This is a genomic window from Thauera aromatica K172 (assembly GCF_003030465.1).
GTDB lineage: Bacteria > Pseudomonadota > Gammaproteobacteria > Burkholderiales > Rhodocyclaceae > Thauera > Thauera aromatica.
The window spans coordinates 2,571,548-2,585,839 of the sequence record NZ_CP028339.1 but is presented as its reverse complement, the minus strand read 5'-3'; the positions used below and the strand labels follow the sequence as shown (position 1 = coordinate 2,585,839).

General features: G+C 68.1%; 9 protein-coding genes. All 9 read right to left on the bottom strand.

The features are described 5' to 3' along the window. Window positions 1–26: 26 nt before the first annotated feature. The 9 genes from fba to Tharo_RS12270 all read right to left on the bottom strand — a co-directional run bounded on the left by fba (window position 27) and on the right by Tharo_RS12270 (window position 14,292). Complete coding sequence (gene fba, locus Tharo_RS12310) at window positions 27–1,091, bottom strand: class II fructose-bisphosphate aldolase (RefSeq protein ID WP_107221462.1); 1,065 nt, start codon at window positions 1,089–1,091, stop codon at window positions 27–29. A gap of 104 nt (window positions 1,092–1,195) precedes the next feature. Continuing rightward, window positions 1,196–2,650 carry a pyruvate kinase gene (pyk, locus tag Tharo_RS12305; RefSeq protein ID WP_107221461.1) on the bottom strand — a complete coding sequence of 485 codons (1,455 nt, stop codon included), beginning with the start codon at window positions 2,648–2,650 and terminating at the stop codon, window positions 1,196–1,198. Between the two features lie 112 nt (window positions 2,651–2,762). Further along, entirely contained in the window at window positions 2,763–3,947 is a 1,185-nt protein-coding gene (locus Tharo_RS12300) for a phosphoglycerate kinase (protein ID WP_107221460.1), read from the bottom strand. 96 nt (window positions 3,948–4,043) lie between these two features. Further along, on the bottom strand, window positions 4,044–5,072 hold the full coding sequence (gene gap, locus Tharo_RS12295) for a type I glyceraldehyde-3-phosphate dehydrogenase (RefSeq protein ID WP_107221459.1): 1,029 nt from the start codon (window positions 5,070–5,072) through the stop codon (window positions 4,044–4,046). A gap of 79 nt (window positions 5,073–5,151) precedes the next feature. After that, the gene (tkt, locus tag Tharo_RS12290; protein WP_107221458.1) at window positions 5,152–7,179 is read right to left on the bottom strand and encodes a transketolase; all 2,028 of its coding nucleotides are present in this window, start codon (window positions 7,177–7,179) and stop codon (window positions 5,152–5,154) included. 84 nt (window positions 7,180–7,263) lie between these two features. After that, a complete protein-coding gene (gene dmeF, locus Tharo_RS12285) occupies window positions 7,264–8,232 on the bottom strand; it encodes a CDF family Co(II)/Ni(II) efflux transporter DmeF (RefSeq protein WP_107221457.1) in 969 nt (322 codons plus the stop codon). A gap of 8 nt (window positions 8,233–8,240) precedes the next feature. Continuing rightward, complete coding sequence (locus Tharo_RS12280) at window positions 8,241–8,519, bottom strand: metal/formaldehyde-sensitive transcriptional repressor (protein ID WP_107221456.1); 279 nt, start codon at window positions 8,517–8,519, stop codon at window positions 8,241–8,243. Between the two features lie 161 nt (window positions 8,520–8,680). Further along, window positions 8,681–11,029: a heavy metal translocating P-type ATPase gene (locus tag Tharo_RS12275; protein WP_107221455.1), complete on the bottom strand. Its 2,349-nt coding sequence runs from the start codon at window positions 11,027–11,029 to the stop codon at window positions 8,681–8,683. Window positions 11,030–11,058: 29 nt separating this feature from the next. Next, entirely contained in the window at window positions 11,059–14,292 is a 3,234-nt protein-coding gene (locus Tharo_RS12270; protein WP_107221454.1) for a CusA/CzcA family heavy metal efflux RND transporter, read from the bottom strand.

Here is a 14,292-nt window from a genome sequence, read left to right as displayed (position 1 = left end):
AGCAGAGGGCGCCGGGCCGTTCGGGTTCAGCGCACGACCTGGCTCAGTTCGCCGGCCTTGTAGCGGGCGGCGACCTTGTCGAGCGCCACCGGCTTGATCTTCGAAGCCATGCCGGCGCAGCCGAACGCTTCGAAGCGAGCCTTGCACACCTGCTTGGCGGCCTCGCGCGCGGGCTTGAGGAATTCGCGCGGGTCGAACTTGGACGGGTTTTCGACCAGGAACTTGCGCACCGCGCCGGTCATCGCGAGGCGGATGTCGGTGTCGATGTTGATCTTGCGCACGCCGTACTTGATGCCCTCGACGATCTCTTCGACCGGCACGCCGTAGGTTTCCTTCATGTCGCCGCCGTACTGGCGGATGATTTCGAGCAGTTCCTGCGGCACCGAGGAGGAGCCGTGCATCACCAGGTGGGTGTTGGGGATGCGGGTGTGGATGGCCTTGATGCGCTCGATCGCGAGGATGTCGCCGGTGGGCTTGCGGCTGAACTTGTAGGCGCCGTGGCTGGTGCCGATGGCGATCGCAAGGGCGTCGCAGTCGGTCTGCTTGACGAAGTCGGCGGCCTGGTCGGGGTCGGTCAGCAGCTGCGAGTGGTCGAGCGTGCCTTCCGCGCCGACGCCGTCTTCCTCGCCTGCCTGGCCGGTCTCGAGCGAGCCCAGGCAGCCGAGCTCGGCTTCGACGGTGACGCCGATCGCATGGGAGAACTTCACCACTTCGCGGGTGACGGCGACGTTGTAGTCGTAGGAGGAGGGGGTCTTGCCGTCTTCCAGCAGGGAGCCGTCCATCATCACGCTGGAAAAGCCCGAGCGGATCGCGCCCATGCAGACCGCGGGGCTCTGACCGTGGTCCTGGTGCATGACCACCGGGATGTCCGGATAGGCTTCGATGGCGGCGTCGATGAGGTGGCGCAGGAAGGCTTCGCCGGCGTATTTGCGCGCCCCGGCCGAGGCCTGCATGATCACCGGGCTGTCGCATTCGGCCGCGGCTTCCATGATGGCCTGGACCTGCTCGAGGTTGTTCACGTTGAAGGCGGGCAGGCCGTAGCTGTGTTCGGCGGCGTGGTCGAGCAGCTGGCGCATGGAAACGAGAGGCATGGGGATTCTCCGGGGAGGCGCGCGCGGCGCGCGGCGCTCGGGGTGGTTCGAAAATGTTTATTTTAGCCTTGGTCCGGGGGCGGATGGCGCGCGGCGCAGTGCGCTCAGACCGGGTCGTCGAGCGTGCCGGGACGGTGGTGTTCGCCGACGCGCACGATCTTGAGGGTGTTGGTGCCGCCCGAGGCGCCGATCGGCTCGCCGATGGTGAGCACGATCAGGTCGCCGTAGTCGACCACGCCCTGCTCGAGCAGGACCTGCTCGGCTTCCCACAGCAGCACGTCGCGGTCCTGGTGAGTCTGGCTCATCAGCAGCGGGTAGACTTCGCGGTAGAGCGTCATCTGGTTGCGGGCGGAGACCTCCGGGGTGAGCGCATAGATCGACACGCCGGCGATCAGGCGGCTCATCCACAGCGCGGTCGAGCCGGTCTGGGTGAGCGAGGCGATCGCCTTGACCTTGAGGTGGTAGGCGGTCCAGATCGCCGCCATCGCGATCGACTGGTCGATGCGGGTGAACACGCGGTCGAGCATCTCGCGGTCGAGCCCGGTGTCGTAGGACTTCTCCGCCTCCAGGCAGACCCGGCTCATCGCCTCGATGACTTCGACCGGGTAGTTGCCGGCGGCGGTCTCGGCCGACAGCATCACCGCGTCGGTGCCGTCGAGCACGGCGTTGGCGACGTCGGAGACTTCGGCGCGGGTCGGCACCGGGCTGGTGATCATCGACTCCATCATCTGGGTGGCGGTGATGGTGAGCTTGTTGCGGTCGCGCGCGGCACGGATCATCTTCTTCTGCAGCGCCGGCACCGCGGCGTCGCCGACTTCGACCGCGAGGTCGCCGCGCGCCACCATGATGCCGTCGGAGGCGTCGAGGATCTCGTCGAGGTTGGCCACCGCTTCGGTGCGCTCGATCTTGGCGATCAACAGCGCCGCGCTGCCGGCAGCGCGCAACAGCTGGCGGGCCATGTACATGTCGGCCGCGCTCTTGGGGAAGGAGACGGCGACGAAGTCCACCCCGATCAGGGCCGCGGTGCGGATGTCGTCCATGTCCTTGGCGGTGAGCGCGGGCGCGGTGAGGCCGCCGCCCTGGCGGTTGATGCCCTTGTTGTTGGAGAGCTCGCCGCCGACTTTCACGGTGGTGTGGATCTCGTGGCCGAGCACGCGGGTCACGCCGAGCTTGAGGCGGCCGTCGTCGAGCAGCAGCACGTCGCCGGCCTTGACGTCCTTGGGCAGGTCCTTGTAGTCGAGGCCGACGCGCTCGGTGCTGCCCAGCTCGCAGCGCGAATCGAGGATGAAGGGCATGTCGCGGGTCAGGGTGATGCGGCCGTCGGCAAACTTGCCGACGCGGATCTTCGGCCCTTGCAGGTCGGCGAGGATGCCGACCGGGCGGCCGGCGAGCGCCGAGGCCTCGCGGATCGCCGCGGCGCGGGCGATGTGGTCTTCGGCCTTGCCGTGGGAGAAGTTCATGCGCACCACGTCGACGCCGGCATGGACCATGCGTTCGAGGACTCGAGGGTCGGAAGAGGCGGGGCCGAGGGTGGCGACGATCTTGGTATGGCGGGGCATGGAATCTCCGGAGGCGGCCTGGCGGATGGGTGGACGATGGCCCGCCATTCTAATCCGCAGCCGGCATGAAAATGGCCGCCCGTGGCGGCCATCGGTGCGGTGCGTGGCGGAATCAGGCGGTGTAGCGTTGTTCCAGCGCAGCGATCGCGGGCAGGGTCTTGCCTTCGAGGAACTCGAGGAAGGCGCCGCCGCCGGTGGAGATGTAGCCGACGTCCTGCGCGATGTCGAACTTCGCGATCGCCGCCAGGGTGTCGCCGCCGCCGGCGATCGAGAACGCTTCGGAGTGGGCGATCGCCGAAGCCATCATCTTGGTGCCGCCGGCGAACTGGGCGTACTCGAAGACCCCCACGGGGCCGTTCCAGACCACGGTGCCGGCATGGGCGATGATGTCGGCGAGGCGGGCCGAGCTCTTCGGGCCGAAGTCGAGGATGCGGTCGTGCGCGCCGACCTCGTCGACCGGAATGCGGTTGGCGCGGGCGAGCGCCGAGACTTCGTCGGCGACCACCACATCCACCGGCAGCGGCACTTCGGCGCCGCGCGCTTTCATGAGGTCCATCACCTGCTGGGCCTCGCGCACCATCTCGGGCTCGGCGAGCGATTCGCCGATGCGCTTGCCGGCGGCGAGGAGGAAGGTGTTGGCGATGCCGCCGCCGACGATCAGCTGGTCGACCTTCTCGGCCAGGGTCTTGAGAATGGTGAGCTTGGTCGACACCTTGGCGCCGCCGACGATCGCCACCAGCGGGCGCGCCGGGCTGTGCAGCGCCTTGGAGAGGGCGTCGATCTCGGCCCCCATCAGGATGCCGGCGCAGGCCACCGGAGCGAAGCGGGCGATGCCGTGGGTGGTGGCTTCGGCGCGGTGGGCGGTGCCGAAGGCGTCATTGACGTAGATGTCGCACAGCGCGGCCATCTTCTTCGCCAGTTCCTCGTTGTCCTTCTTCTCGCCCTTGTTGCAGCGGCAGTTCTCGAGCAGCACGACTTCGCCCGGCTTGACCTCGAAGCCGCCGTCGACCCAGTCCTGGATCAGGCGCACCGGCTTGTCGAGGAGCTGGCCCAGGCGCACCGCGACCGGCGCGAGGGTGTCGTCGGGGCCGACCGTGCCTTCGGTGGGACGGCCGAGGTGGGAGGTGAGCATCACCGCGGCGCCGTTGTCCAGGCAGTAGCGGATCGACGGGATGGAGGCGCGGATGCGGGTGTCTTCGGTGATGTTGCCGGCCTCGTCCTGCGGCACGTTGAGGTCGGCGCGGATGAACACCTTCTTGCCGCGCACGTCGAGGTCGGTGAGTTTGTTGACTTGCATGATTCGCTCGGTCCTGGAAAAACGCCCTGCGGGGCAGGGCGTCGGTTCGACTGGAGATCGGGATTGCCTGGCGTTTATTTGGCGCTTACTCGGCGCTTATTTGGCATTGACGAAGGCGCGGGCGGCGTCGAGCATGCGGCAGGAATAGCCCCACTCGTTGTCGTACCAGGCCAGGACCTTGACCAGCACCGAGCCGTCCGCGCCCTGGATGACGCGGGTCTGGGTGGCGTCGAAGGTCGAGGACACGGTGGTGTGGTTGAAGTCGGAGGACACCAGCGGCTCGGTGTTGACCGCCAGGATGCCCTTCAGCGGGCCGTTGGCCGCGGCGCTCATCAGCGCGTTGATCTCTTCCTTGGTGGTGGCGCGCTCGGCGGTGAAGGTGAGGTCGACCAGCGAGACGTTGATCGTGGGCACGCGCAGGGCGAAGCCGTCGACCTTGCCGACGAGCTGCGGCAGCACCAGGCCGACGGCCTTGGCGGCGCCGGTCTTGGTCGGGATGATGTTGGCGGCGGCGGCACGGGCGCGGCGCAGGTCCTTGTGGCGCACGTCCACGGTGACCTGGTCGTTGGTGTAGGCGTGGATGGTGGTCATCAGGCCCTGCTTGATGCCGACGCTGGCGGCCAGGATCTTGGCCACCGGAGCCAGGCAGTTGGTGGTGCACGAGGCGTTGGAGACCACGGTCATGCCGGCGCGCAGCACTTCTTCATTGACGCCCATGACGATGGTGGTGTCCACGTCGTCGCCGCCCGGGGCGGAGATCAGCACGCGCTTGGCACCCTGGTCGAGCAGGGCCTGGGCCTTGGCCTTGGTGGTGTAGGCGCCGGTGCATTCGAGCAGCACCTCGACGCCGTGGCGGCCCCAATCGACGCCCTTCGGGTCCTTGGTCGAGTAGAACGGGATCTTCTTGCCGTCGATGATGATGACGTTCTCGCCCTCGGTGTCGACCGGGGTTGCGAAGCGGCCGTGGGTGGTGTCGTACTTGAGCAGGTGGGCGTTGGTGGCCAGATCGCCAGAGGCGTTGATGGCGACCACTTCGAATTCGTTCTGCAAGCCCTGCTCGTAGATGGCGCGCAGCGTGCAGCGACCGATACGACCGAAACCGTTGATGGCGACCTTGATGCTCATCGATACTTCTCCGTGGAAAACGGTGGAAAACCAGGTGTTTATCGTTGCCGATGCCCCGCCGACCCGCGCCGGGCTGCCGTCAGAGCACCGACTTCACTGCCTGCACCACCGCCTCCGCGGTGATGCCGAAATACTTGAACAGCTCGCCTGCCGGCGCCGATTCGCCGAAGCGGTCGAGGCCGATGACGCGGCCCTCCAGGCCGACGTACTTGTACCAGCCGTCGGTGCTGCCGGCCTCGACCGCGACGCGCGGCAGGCCGGCGGGCAGCACGCTCGCCTTGTACGCGGCGTCCTGACGGTCGAAGACGTTGGTCGAGGGCATCGACACCACGCGCACGGCGAGGCCTTGCTCGGCCAGCGTCTTCTGCGCCGCGACCGCGAGCGCGACTTCGGAGCCGGTGGCGAGGATCACCGCCTGCGGCTTGCCGCCATTGACGTTGGCCGGGGCTTCCGACAGCACGTAACCGCCCTTGCGGATCGCCGCGACCTGATCGGAAGTGCGCGCCTGGAAGGGCAGGTTCTGGCGCGAGAAGCACATCGCGGTGGGGCCGTCGCGGCGCTCGATCGCGTTCGCCCAGGCCACCGCCGATTCGGTGGTGTCGCAGGGGCGCCACACGTCCATGTTGGGGATCAGGCGCAGGGTGGCGGTCTGCTCCACCGGCTGGTGGGTGGGGCCGTCCTCGCCGAGGCCGATCGAATCATGGGTGAACACGAAGATCTGGCGCAGCTTCATCAGCGCCGCCATGCGCAGGGCGTTGCGCGCGTACTCGCTGAACATCAGGAAGGTGGCGGTGTAGGGGATCAGGCCGCCGTGCAGACTGATGCCGTTGGCGATCGCCGCCATGCCGAATTCGCGCACGCCGTAATAGACGTAGTTGCCGCCGCTGTGCTTGCTCACGCCTTTGGCGCCCGACCACAGGGTGAGGTTGGAGCCGGCGAGGTCGGCCGAGCCGCCGAGCAGTTCGGGCAGTTGCGGCGCGTAGGCTTCGATGCTGTTCTGGCTGGCTTTGCGGGTGGCGATGGTTTCGGCCTTGTCGACGATCTGGGCGAGCACCGCGGCGACGTGGGCGTCCCAGTCGGCAGGCAGCTCGCCCGCCATGCGGCGCTCGAACTCGGCGGCGAGTTCGGGGTGGGCGGCACGGTAGGCGGCGAAGGCGGCATTCCACTGCGCTTCGAGCGCGGCGCCCTTGGTGCGCGCGTCCCACGCTGCATAGACGTCGGCGGGAATCTCGAACGGCGGATGGTTCCAGCCGATGTGGGCACGGGCGGCGGCGATTTCGGCGGCGCCCAGCGGGGCGCCGTGCACGTCGTGGCTGTCCTGCTTGTTGGGGGCGCCGGCGCCGATGATGGTCTTGCAGCAGATCAGCGTGGGGCGCTCAGTGTCGGCCTTGGCCTGCTCGATGGCGGCTTCGATCGCGGCCGGGTCGTGGCCCTGCACGTCGCGGATCACCTGCCAGCCATAGGCTTCGAAGCGCTTCGGGGTGTCGTCGGTGAACCAGCCGTCGACGTGGCCGTCGATCGAGATGTTGTTGTCGTCGTAGAAGGCGACGAGCTTGGAGAGGCCCCAGGTGCCGGCGAGCGAGCAGGCCTCGTGCGAGATGCCTTCCATCAGGCAGCCGTCGCCGAGGAAGACATAGGTGCGGTGGTCAACGATGTCGTGGCCGGGGCGGTTGAACTCGGCGGCGAGGATCTTCTCCGCCAGCGCCATCCCGACCGCATTGGTGATGCCCTGGCCGAGGGGGCCGGTGGTGGTCTCGACGCCGGGGGCGTAGCCGTATTCGGGGTGGCCGGGCGTCTTGCTGTGGAGCTGGCGGAAGCGCTTGAGCTCCTCGATCGGCAGATCGTAGCCGGTCAGGTGCAGCAGCGCGTAGATCAGCATCGAACCGTGGCCGTTGGAGAGCACGAAGCGGTCGCGGTCGGCCCACTTGGGGTTGGCCGGATTGTGGCGCAGATGGCGGCGCCACAGCACTTCGGCGATCTCGGCCATGCCCATCGGGGCGCCGGGGTGGCCCGAATTGGCCTGCTGCACGGCGTCCATCGCCAGCGCGCGGACCGCGCCGGTGACGGGGTTGAAGACCGGAGGTTTGACGTTGCGGGTCGGCTGCATGCTGTTCTCGGGCCCGAGGCCACCATCGAAAAACCGGAATTATCCCCGAAAAGTCCGCCCGGTTGCTAGTGCTGCAGCGCAACATCAAGGTTTGAGCATCCGATGATGGATCTCGATCGTCGAGTGGACGATCTCCTCGTGCACCGCCAGCCGCGCCCGCACCGCGTCGGGCGTGAGCGCGCGATCGTGCGTCACCACCGCGATCGCGCACGCGTAGGCCGCCTTGCCGACACGCCACACATGCAGGTCGGCGATCCGCGTGCCGCCGTCTTCCGGGCCGGTTTCCACCGCTTCACGGATCTCGGCGACGACCGGATCATCCATCTCGCGATCGAGCAGCACTTTCCCGGTTTCGGCGAGCAGGCCCTTCGCCCAGATCGCGACCAGCACCGCGCCGGCGATCCCCATCACCGGATCGAGCCAGGACCAGCCGTAGACCCAGCCGCCGAAGAGGGCGACGATGGCGAGCACCGAAGTCGCCGCATCGGCGATGACGTGAAGATAGGCCGACTTGAGGTTGAGATCGTGATGGTGGTGATCGTGGTCATGAGCGGAATGCGCATGGCCGTGCACGTGGCCATGGTCGTGGCCGTGATGGTGCGCTCTGCCCAGGATCCACGCGCACACGACGTTGACGGCCAGGCCGAGGAGGGCGACCGCGATCGCTTCCTTGTACTGGATCGGTTGCGGCGAGACCAGGCGCTCGACCGAGCCGAGCACCATCATCGCCGCCACCCCGAGCAGGAAGATGGCACTGGCGAAGCCGCCCAGGATCTCGATCTTCCAGGTGCCGAAGGCGAAGCGCCGATCTTTCGCATAGCGCCGCGCAGCGGCGTAGGCCAGCGCGGATACGCCGATCGCGAAGGCGTGCGAGCTCATGTGCCAGCCATCGGCGAGCAGCGCCATCGAGTTGAACCACCAGCCTGCGGCGATCTCGACCACCATGGTCGCGGCGGTAATCCACATCACCGCCCAGGTGCTGCGCTCGGCGAGCGCATTGCCGCGGTCGAAGACGTGGTCGTGAATCCGGTCGGACAGGCTCTCGGGATGCATGGCGACGCTCACTTGAGGTAGGTGCGCAGGACGCCGATCAACTCGTCGGCGCCTTTCATGCGCTCGGCGCCATCGAGGATTGCCGGGTCGGCGATGTGGGTGCGGACGTGCTCCTCGAGCACTTCGGCCATCAGCCCGTTGGTGGCGCCGCGCACCGCTGCGATCTGGTGCAGGATTTCGGCGCATTCCTTTTCGGCGGCGAGCGCGCGCTCCAGCGCCTCGACCTGGCCGCGGATGCGGCGGACGCGGGCCAGCAGCCTGGCCTGATCACGAATGGTGTGGCTCATCGAACACCTCTGAATACCATAGGGGGCTATGGTATCAGCGATGCGATTCGCTCGACAGCTCCTTTCGCCTTCATGACCTGCCGTCAATGTGGACACGCGTCATATCAGCGTCACCCGCCTGGAAACCGCTTCGCTGTAGATCGGCCACAAGACGAAGACAATCAGATCCTTTGCCGTCCGAGGCGCAGCGCGTTGCCGACCACGGACGCTGAACTGAAGCTCATCGCCAGGGCGGCGATCAGGGGCGACAGCAGGAGTCCGAATGCCGGATAGAGCACCCCGGCCGCGATCGGCACGCCCGCCGCGTTGTACAGGAAGGCGAAGGCGAGGTTCTGGTGCATGTTGCGCACCGTGGCGACGGAGAGGCGGCGCGCGCTGGCGATGCCGCGAAGATCGCCCTTGACCAGGGTCAGGTGGGCGCTGTTCATCGCGACGTCGGTCCCGGTGCCCATCGCGATGCCCACATCCGCGCGCGCCAGCGCCGGGGCGTCGTTGATGCCGTCGCCGGCCATGGCGACGATGCGGCCTTCGGCCTGCAGTTTGCCGACGAGGTCGTTCTTGTCGGCGGGCTTCACTTCGCCATGGACCTCGTCGATGCCCAGGCGGGCGCCGACCGCGCGCGCCGTGGTGAGGCCGTCGCCGGTGGCCATGATGATCCGCAGCCCGCTTGCGCGCAGCGCATCGAGCGCTTCGGCGGTCGACGCCTTGACCGGATCGGCGACGGCGATGAGGCCGACGAGCGCACCGTCGGCGGCGAGGTACATCACGCTCGCGCCTTCCAGGCGCAGGGCCTCGGCGCGCTCGGCGAGCGCCTGCCAGTCGATGCGCTCGTCGTCCATCAGGGCGGTGTTGCCCAGCACCACGCGACGGCCGTCGACGGTGCCACGCACGCCGATGCCGGACGAGGACTCGAAGCTCTCCGGCGTGCTGAGCACAAGACCGCGCTCGCGGGCCTCGGCGACGATCGCGTGGGCAAGCGGATGCTCGCTGCCCTGGTCGAGGCTGGCGGCGAGCCGCAGCACGTCGGCTTCCGTCCCCCCCGGCGCGGCCACCACGCTATGGAAGGCAGGACGCCCCTCGGTCAGGGTGCCGGTCTTGTCGACGATCAGGGTGTCGACCTTGCGTAGCGACTCGATCGCCGCCGCATCGCGAAACAGCACGCCCTGGGTCGCGGCCTTGCCGGTGGCGACCATCACCGACATCGGCGTCGCCAGGCCGAGGGCGCAGGGGCAGGCGATGATCAGCACTGCCACCGCGTTGATCAGGCCGTAGGCCCAGCTCGGTTGGGGCCCGAAGAGCCCCCAGACCACGAAGGTGGTGAGCGCAATCAGGACGACGACGAGGACGAACCAGCCCGCGACGACATCCGCCAGGCGCTGCATCGGGGCACGCGAGCGCTGGGCCTGCGCCACCATCTGCACGATCTGGGAGAGCATGGTCTGCGCGCCGATCTTCTCCGCCACCATCACCAGTGCCCCGCTGGTATTGAGCGTGGCGCCGATCACCTTGTCGCCGGGGCGCTTGGTCACCGGGATCGGCTCGCCGGTCAGCATCGACTCATCGACTGCGCTTTCGCCTTCGGCGACGGCACCATCGACCGGCACCTTCTCGCCCGGGCGGACGCGCAGCCGGTCGCCGGGATGGACATGCGTCAGGGGAATATCTTCTTCGGAGCCATCGGCGCGGATGCGCCGCGCCGTCTTGGGCGCGAGGCCGAGCAGCGCCTTGATCGCGGCGCCGGTCTCCGAGCGCGCCTTGAGTTCCAGCACCTGGCCGAGCAGGGTCAGCGAGATGATCACCGCGGCCGCCTCGAAGTACACCGCGACGTGTTCGCCCATCCGGAAGGACGCCGGAAACACCTCGGGTACGACGGTCGCGATCACGCTGTACGCATAGGCGGCCCCGGTGCCGAGCCCGATCAGCGTCCACATGTTCGGGCTGCGGTGGCCGATCGACTGCGCGCAGCGCACGAAGAACGGCCAGCCGGACCAGAGCACGACCGGTGTCGCCAGGGCCAGCTCGACCCAGGGGCGCGCAGCCCCCAGCAGCGGATCGAACAAGCAGCCGGACATCGCGATCGCCGTCACGATCACCGTTAGCGGCAGGGTCCGCCAGAAGCGGCGGCGGAAGTCGGTGAGCTCGGGATGGTCGTCGTCTTCGAGGCCCGGCAGCACCGGTTCGAGCGCCATGCCGCACTTCGGGCAGGCGCCGGGGCCGAGCTGGCGGACTTCCGGATGCATCGGGCAGGTGTATTCGGCGCCGGGCGCAGGCGCGCTCTCCGCTGAAGCCTGATCCTTCTGCGGCGTGAGGTATTTCCCCGGATCGCTTTCGAACTTGCCTTGGCACTTGGGACTGCAAAACCGGTACTCGTGCCCGGCGTGGACCACCCGGTACGGGGAGTCGGGCTTCACGGTCATGCCGCAGACCGGATCGGTGTCCTTGCCCGGCGATGGATGATCGTGATGATGGGCGGGGCCGGAATGGTTGCCATGCGTATGCTCGTGGGTCATGGTGCTTCTCCTCTCCAGCGCCCGAGGAATCAGGAACCCAACACCGTTGTGGCCGTCGTCGCCGGCTGGACGCCACGGCGCAGCTCCCACTGCTTGACCAGCGCGTACAGCGCCGGAATCACCGCCAGCGTCAGCACGGTGGAGGACACCATGCCGCCGACCATCGGTGCGGCGATGCGGCTCATCACTTCGCTGCCGGTGCCGCTGCTCCACATGATCGGCAACAGGCCGGCCATGATCGCCACCACGGTCATCATCTTTGGCCGCACGCGCTCGACCGCGCCTTCCATGATCGCTTCGTACAGGTCGGCGATGCCCGCCTCACGGCCTTCGGCCTGCCTGCGTGCGCGGACTTCATTCCACGCATGATCGAGGTAGATCAGCATGATCACGCCGGTCTCGGCCGCCACCCCGGCGAGCGCGATGAAGCCCACCGCCACCGCGACGCTCATCTGGTAGCCCAGCCACCACATCAGCCACACCCCGCCCACCAGCGCGAAGGGCACCGACAGCATCACGATCAGCGTTTCGGTGAGGCGGCGGAAGTTGAGGTACAGCAGCACGAAGATGAGTGCCAGGGTGACCGGCACGACGATCTTCATCTTCTCCTTGGCGCGCTCCATGTTCTCGAACTGGCCGCTCCAGGTGGCGTAGTAGCCCTGCGGGAAGGCGACTTCCGCGGCCACCGCCTGCTGCGCGCGCTTGACGAAGGCGCCGAGGTCGGCCTCGCGGGTATCGACATACACGTAGGCCGCGAGCAGCGCGTTCTCGGTGCGGATGCCGGGGGCGCCGCGCGTCAGCTTCACTTCGGCGACCTGGCCGAGCGGGATCGGGCCGTTCATCGTCGGCACGAAGACGTCGGACGTGAGCCGCGCTGGGTCATCGCGAAGCCCGCGCGCATAGCGCACCGACACGCCGTAGCGCTCCAGGCCCTCGACCGTGGTCGTCACCATCTCGCCGCCGAGGGCGGTGGCGATCACGTCCTGCACCATGCCGATGGTGAGCCCGTAGCGCGCGAGCTGGTCGCGGCGCGGCACGATGTCCACGTAGTAGCCGCCGGCCACGCGCTCGGCGTAGGCGCTGCTCGCGCCCGGCACCTTGCGCACCGCCGCTTCCACCGCCTGGGCGACTTTCTCCAGCGTGTCGAGGTCCTTGCCGAACACCTTCACTCCCACCGGGGTGCGGATGCCGGTGCTGAGCATGTCGATGCGGGCCTTGATCGGCATCGTCCACGAGTTGGCGAGGCCGGGGAATTTGAGCGCGGCGTCCATCTCGGCGATCAGGGTGTCGGTGGTCATGCCCGGGCGCCACTGATCCTGCGGCTTGAGGTTGATCACGGTCTCGAACATTTCGAGCGGCGCCGGATCGGTCGCGGTGTTGGCGCGGCCGGCCTTGCCGTAGACCGACTCCACCTCGGGGAAGGTCTTGATGATGCGGTTGGTGGTTGCGAGCAGGCGCCCGGCCTCGGTCACCGACATCCCCGGCAGCGCCGCCGGCATATAGAACAGCGTGCCTTCGTTCAAGGTCGGCATGAACTCGGAGCCGATCTGGCGTGCGGGCACGAGGGTCGCGGCCATCGCCAGCACGGCGAGCACGAGGGTGAGGACCTTGAACCGCAGCACCCCGTGGATGATCGGCCGGTAGAGCCAGATCAACACCCGGTTCACCGGGTTCTTGGCCTCGGGCAGGATGCGCCCGCGCACGAAGAACAGCATCAGCACCGGCACCAGGGTCACCGACAGCAGCGCGGCGCCGGCCATGGCGAAAGTCTTGGTGAAGGCGAGCGGCGAGAACAGCCGCCCCTCCTGGCCTTCGAGCGCGAACACCGGCAGGAAGGACACGGTGATGATCAGCAGCGAGAAGAACAGCGCCGGCCCGACCTCCTTGCACGCGAGCACGATCGCCGCCGCGCGCTGCTGCCGGGTGGCGCCCTCGGGCAGGCGCTCGATGTGCTTGTGCGCGTTCTCGATCATCACGATCGCCGCATCGACCATCGCCCCGATCGCGATCGCGATCCCGCCCAGGCTCATGATGTTCGAGCCCAGCCCGAGCGAACGCATGGCGATGAAAGCGAACAGGATGCCCAGCGGCAGGGTGATGATCGCCACCAGCGCGCTGCGCACATGGAGCAGGAAGATCACGCACACCGCGGCGACGATCAGGCTCTCTTCGAACAGCGTCCATTTCAGGTTGGCGATCGCGCGCTCGATCAGCTCGGAGCGGTCGTAGACCGGCACGATCTCGGCGCCCGCCGGCAGGCCGGGCGCGATCTCGGCGATCTTGGCCTTGACGTTGGCGATGACGTCGAGCGCGTTCTGGCCGAAGCGCGCCATGACGATGCCGGAGGCGACCTCGCCTTCGCCGTTCAGCTCGGCGATGCCGCGCCGCTCGGCGGGCACCAGCTCGACGCGGGCGACGTCGCCCACCCGCACCGGGGTGCCGCGCTCGGCCTTCAACACGATGTCGGCGATGTCGTCCACGCTGCGCAGGTAACCGCGCCCGCGCACCATGTATTCCTTTTCGGCGAGCTCCACCACGCGGCCGCCGACGTCGCGGTTGGAGGCGCGGATCGCCTGCGTCACCGTATCGAGGGTGATGCCGTAACCGGCCAGGCGCAGCGGATCGACGGTAACCTGGTACTCGCGCACGAAGCCACCGATGCTGGCGACCTCGGACACGCCCTGCGCCTTGGTGAGCTGGTAGCGCACGTACCAGTCCTGCAGGCTGCGGGTGTCGGCCAGGCTCATGTCGCGGCCCAGCACCGCGTACTGATAGACCCAGCCTACGCCGGTCGCGTCCGGCCCGATCTGCGGCGCTACCCCCTGCGGCAGGCGGCCGGCGGCCGAGCTCAGGTACTCGAGCACGCGCGAGCGCGCCCAGTAGATGTCGGTGCCGTCCTCGAAGATCACATACACATAGGACGCGCCGAACATCGAGAAACCGCGCACCACCTTGGCCCGTGGCACCGCCAGCATCGAGGTGGTGAGCGGATAGGTGACCTGGTCCTCGACCACCTGCGGCGCCTGGCCGGGGTAGTCGGTGTAGACGATCACCTGCACGTCGGAGAGGTCGGGCAGGGCGTCGAGCGGGGTCTTGTTTACCGCGTAGAGGCCGCCACCGATCAGGAACACGGTCGCGAGCAGGACCAGGAACACGTTGTGCGCGGACCACTCGATCACGCGATCGAGCAGGCCGGACCTTGCCGCTGCGGTTGCCGTGCCGGCGGGCTCGGCGGGCGAAGAATCCGTCACCGGGGCGTGCAT

Bases quoted from the DNA above. Each gene is read 5' to 3' on its own strand.
- gap (WP_107221459.1), bottom strand. From the start codon at position 5,072: ATGAGCATCAAGGTCGCCATCAACGGTTTCGGTCGTATCGGTCGCTGC.
- Tharo_RS12275 (WP_107221455.1), bottom strand. From the start codon at position 11,029: ATGACCCACGAGCATACGCATGGCAACCATTCCGGCCCCGCCCATCAT.
- Tharo_RS12280 (WP_107221456.1), bottom strand. From the start codon at position 8,519: ATGAGCCACACCATTCGTGATCAGGCCAGGCTGCTGGCCCGCGTCCGC.
- pyk (WP_107221461.1), bottom strand. From the start codon at position 2,650: ATGCCCCGCCATACCAAGATCGTCGCCACCCTCGGCCCCGCCTCTTCC.
- tkt (WP_107221458.1), bottom strand. From the start codon at position 7,179: ATGCAGCCGACCCGCAACGTCAAACCTCCGGTCTTCAACCCCGTCACC.
- dmeF (WP_107221457.1), bottom strand. From the start codon at position 8,232: ATGCATCCCGAGAGCCTGTCCGACCGGATTCACGACCACGTCTTCGAC.
- Tharo_RS12300 (WP_107221460.1), bottom strand. From the start codon at position 3,947: ATGCAAGTCAACAAACTCACCGACCTCGACGTGCGCGGCAAGAAGGTG.
- Tharo_RS12270 (WP_107221454.1), bottom strand. From the start codon at position 14,292: ATGCACGCCCCGGTGACGGATTCTTCGCCCGCCGAGCCCGCCGGCACG.
- fba (WP_107221462.1), bottom strand. From the start codon at position 1,091: ATGCCTCTCGTTTCCATGCGCCAGCTGCTCGACCACGCCGCCGAACAC.